This window comes from Sandarakinorhabdus sp., assembly GCF_040398645.1.
Lineage (GTDB): Bacteria > Pseudomonadota > Alphaproteobacteria > Sphingomonadales > Sphingomonadaceae > Sandarakinorhabdus.
On record NZ_JBBATR010000001.1, the window covers coordinates 1 to 4267 of the forward strand.

The 4267-nt window shown below is 63.7% G+C and carries 4 protein-coding genes; 1 reads left to right on the plus strand and 3 read right to left on the minus strand.

Going from position 1 to position 4267, the window contains the following annotated elements; translation table 11 throughout:
* The 3 genes from ABWP50_RS00005 to ABWP50_RS00015 all read right to left on the minus strand — a co-directional run.
* Positions 1-1409 (minus strand): cryptochrome/photolyase family protein (locus ABWP50_RS00005; RefSeq protein WP_353215933.1); only part of this gene is annotated, 1409 nt, incomplete at its 3' end.
* 115 nt (positions 1410-1524) lie between these two features.
* Entirely contained in the window at positions 1525-2640 is a 1116-nt protein-coding gene (locus ABWP50_RS00010) for an acyl-CoA dehydrogenase family protein (protein WP_353215934.1), read from the minus strand.
* 69 nt (positions 2641-2709) lie between these two features.
* Positions 2710-3918 carry an acyl-CoA dehydrogenase family protein gene (locus tag ABWP50_RS00015; RefSeq protein ID WP_353215935.1) on the minus strand — a complete coding sequence of 403 codons (1209 nt, stop codon included), beginning with the start codon at positions 3916-3918 and terminating at the stop codon, positions 2710-2712.
* A 134-nt stretch (positions 3919-4052) separates the two neighbouring features.
* Here ABWP50_RS00015 and ABWP50_RS00020 point away from each other — a divergent pair.
* Positions 4053-4267 (plus strand): hypothetical protein (locus ABWP50_RS00020; protein ID WP_353215936.1); only part of this gene is annotated, 215 nt, incomplete at its 3' end.

The following is a 4267-nucleotide window of genomic DNA, read 5'->3' on the forward strand; positions in this document are numbered from 1 at the left end:
TGCTCTTCGTGGCGGGCGAGGAAATCCCAATAGAGGCTGTTGAGGGGGCAGGCTTTGGGGCCGGTGCGTATTTTGACGTCGTATTTGCAGCTTTTGCAGTGGTTGCTCATGCGGTTCACGTAGGCGCCGCCGGCGGCGTAGGGTTTGGTGGACATCAGGCCGCCGTCGGCGAACTGGCTCATGCCGATGACGTTGGGGGCCTCCACCCATTCGATGGCATCGGCATAGACGCTGAGATACCAGCGGTGGACTTCGTGCGGGTCGGTGCCGACCAGCATGGCGAAATTGCCGAGGATCATCAGGCGCTGGATATGGTGGGCGCTGCTGTTGCGGCTTGTGTTGTCCACGGCTTCGGACAGGCATTTCAGATCGGTGGGCGCGCCCCAGAAGGCGGCGGGCAGCGGGCGGGCGGCATTGAGGTGGTTGCGCGCGGTGTATTCCGGCCCGGCGAACCAGTAGAGGCCGCGCACATATTCGCGCCAGCCGAGGATCTGGCGGATGAAGCCTTCGACGGCGTTCAGCGGCGCGGTGCCGGCGTGGTAGGCGGCTTCGGCAGCCTGGCAGACTTCGAGGGGGGACAGCAGGCCGAGATTGAGCGCCGGCGATAGCAGGCTGTGGTTGAGCACATCTTCGCCGGTGACCATCGCATCCTGATAATCGCCAAAGCCGGCCAGGCGGTGGCGCACGAAATCGTCCAGTGCGATGAGCGCCTGTTCGCGGGTGACGGCCCAACGGAAGCCGGTGATGCTGCCGAAATGATTGCCGAAACGGCTGGCGACCAGCGCCATCACGTCGGCGGTGATGGCATCGGGGGCGAAGCGGACGGGGGGCGTGAAGCGGTGGCCCTTGGGCACGGCTTTGCGGTTGTCGGCGTCGAAATTCCATTGGCCGCCGATGGGCTGGTCGCCGTCCATGAGCAGGCCGGTTTGCCGGCGCATGATGCGGTAGAAATCCTCCATGGTCATGCGCTTGCGGGGCTGTGCCCAATCGGCGAATTGATCGATGGTGCAGATGAAGCGATCGTCGACCAAGATGTCGGTGGGCAGGCCGGTGGCAGCGGCCCAATTGTTCTGGCCGTTCAGCACGCGCCATTCGCCGCCGGCCACTGTGACGATGCGGGCGGCGGCGTGGCGGGCGGCGGCGCGGGTGACTTCGCCGGCGAAATCGCCGGTGTTGGCGGGATCGTCGATCGTCACATAATCCACCGTCCAGCCGGCGCTGCGCAATCCATCGGCGAAATGGCGCATCGCGCTGAAAAACAGGGCGATTTTCTGCGGGTGGTGCGGCACATAAGTGGCCTCGTCCGCCACCTCCATCATCAGGATGACGGCGTCGGCCTTCGGCGCAGCTTGCAGGCTGGCCAGGCTGTGGGAGAGTTGATCGCCGAGGATCGGAACAAGTATTTTCATACAGGCGTGTGTTGCGCGCTGGCGCGGCGCGGACAAGCCGGGCCGATGTCGCGGGCACAAACGAAAAGGGCCGGGCAGTTGCCTGCCCGGCCCTTTCTACCGCAATCGCAAGGCGTTAGGCGGCCAGAGCGATGCTTTCGTAGCGGGACAGGTGGAAATCCACGCTGCCGAACTGGTTTTCAATCAGGGTGGCGCGCTTGAAGAAGTGACCGACGGCCAGTTCCTGGGTGATGCCAATGCCGCCGTGCACCTGCACGGCATTCTGGCCCACAAACCGTGCAGCGCGGCCGACCTTGGCCTTGGCCATCGATACGGCAGCAGCGCGTTCGTCGGTGTCCAGCTTGAGCGTGGCCATCATGGTCATCGACACGGCCTGTTCGACTTCCATGAACATGTCGACCAGGCGGTGCTGGATGACCTGGAAATCGCCGATGGCCTTGCCGAACTGCTTGCGCTGCTTGGCATAATCCAGCGTGCTGGCGTGCAGCACCTTGAGCACGCCGCAGGCTTCGGCGCACAGGGCGGCGGTGGCTTCGTCCACCACGGCTTCGATCAGCGGCAGTGCGTCTTCGCGCAGCACATGTTCGGCGCCGATCGCGACATTTTCAAAATAGACTTCGCTGGCAGAATTGCCGTGCACAGTCAGGTAATCGCGGCGGGTGATGCCGGGGGCATCGGCAGGAATCAGCAGCAGCGCGACGCCGCCGGTGTCCCGCTGAGCGCCGCCGGTGCGGGCGGTGACCAGCAGGTGGGTGGCGTGGGCTGCGCCATCAACCACGGCCTTGTGACCGTTCAACTGGCCGGCCTTGAGCGTGGTGGCCAGATCGTTCAGATAATAGCGGCCATGCGGCTCGTAAGCGGCCAGCGCGATGCGCACGGTGCCGGCGATGATGCCGGGGATAACGGCATCCGCAATGGCGCCGCCGACATGCTTCAGGGCGCCGCCGCCGATGACCACGGTGGACAGATAAGGCTCCAGCACGATGGCGCGGCCCATTTCTTCCATCACCACCATGTTCTCAACCGCGCCGCCGCCAAGGCCGCCATGCGCTTCGCTGAAGGGTGCGCCCAGGATGCCGAGCTCTTCGGCGAAGGCCTGCCACACGGCCGGGTTCCAGCCCTTGCCGCCGTGCACGACCTTTTGGCGGGCATCGAAATTATACGTGCCAGCCAGATAGCGCGAAAGCGTGTCGCGCAGCATGGTCTGTTCTTCGGTGAAATTGAAATCCATTTGTTCGTCCTTGTATCCGACCCCAAGAATGCCATCACCCCGGCGCGGGCCGGGGTGATGATCGAACGCTTATAGCCCCAGCACCATCTTGGCGATGATGTTGCGCTGGATTTCGTTGGAACCGCCGTAAATGCTGGTCTTGCGCATGTTGAAATAGACCGGGGCAACGCGGCGCGCGCTGTCCGGGCCGACGGCAAAGCTGTTATCGCCTTCACCCATCGAGCGGAAGAACGGTGCGCCGTAATTGCCGGCCGCTTCCAGTGCCAATTCGGTCAGGCGCTGCTGGATTTCGGTGCCCTTGATCTTCAGCAGGCTGGATTCCGGGCCGGGGCCCTTGCCGCTGCTTTCGCCGGCCAGCGTGCGCAGTTCGGTATATTCCAGCGCGGCCAGATCGACTTCCAGTTCGGCAACCTTGCGCTTGAAGAACGGATTGGCCAGCAGGGCTTCGTTGCCGTCAGCCGTGCTGCGCGCCACGTCCTTGATGCGCTCAACGCCGCGCTTGGAGGCGGCGACGCCGGCGATGCCGGTGCGCTCGTGGGCCAGCAGGAACTTGGCGCAGGTCCAGCCCTTGTTTTCGTGGAACACGCGGTTGTCCACCGGCACGATCACGTCTTCCAGCCAGACTTCGTTGACTTCGTGCTCGCCGCCCAGCGTGATGATCGGGCGCACGGTGATGCCCGGCGTCTTCATGTCGATGAGCAGGAACGAAATGCCTTCCTGTGCCTTCACGGTCGTGTCGGTGCGGACCAGGAAAAAGCCCCAATCGGCATGCTGCGCCATCGTCGTCCAGGTCTTCTGGCCGTTGACGCGGTAATATTCCTTGCCGTCTTCACCAGTGAAACGCTCGGCGCGGGTGCGCAGCGAGGCGAGATCGGAACCGGCGCCCGGCTCGGAATAGCCCTGGCACCACCAATCGTCGCCCGAAAGGATACCAGGCAGGAACTTGGCCTTCTGCTCGGGCGTGCCGAAGGTGTAGATCACCGGGCCAACCATCGACAGGCCGAACGGCATCAGGCGCACGCAATCGGCGCGGGCGGTTTCTTCGGACCAGATGTAACGCTGCGTCGCGGTCCAGCCGGTGCCGCCGTATTCGACCGGCCATGCCGGCGCGATCCAGCCCTTGGCCGCGAGCACGCGGTGCCACGACAGGAAATCGTCCTTGGACATTTCCTCGCCCTCATCAATCTTGTCCTGCAAGAAGGCAGGATAGCTATCGTTGATGAAGGCCCGCACTTCCGTGCGGAAGGCCACGTCGCTTGCGCTGAAATTCAGATCCATGTCTCACTCCCCAAACAAATCTACAGGCCAACAAAGTTGACGTTTGCGTAAACCCGAATCGCGCTATCGGCAAGCCTGTGAGTTTTGTCGCAGGGCCATCTTGTGCGCCGGGCTGCACTTCCCACATTCAGGCCATGCTGAACATCGTCTCACTCATCATCGGCCTGGTCGCACTGGGCCTCGCCTTTTTTGCGTTCCTGCCGTTCCTCGGCTGGGCCAACTGGGCGATCATCCCGCTGGCGATGGCCGGGCTGGGGCTGGGCTTCCTGTCGAGCAGCAATGCGGGGCGCAATCTCAACCTGGTGGTGATCGTGATCGGCGCGTTCCGGCTGTTCATGGGCGGCGGGGT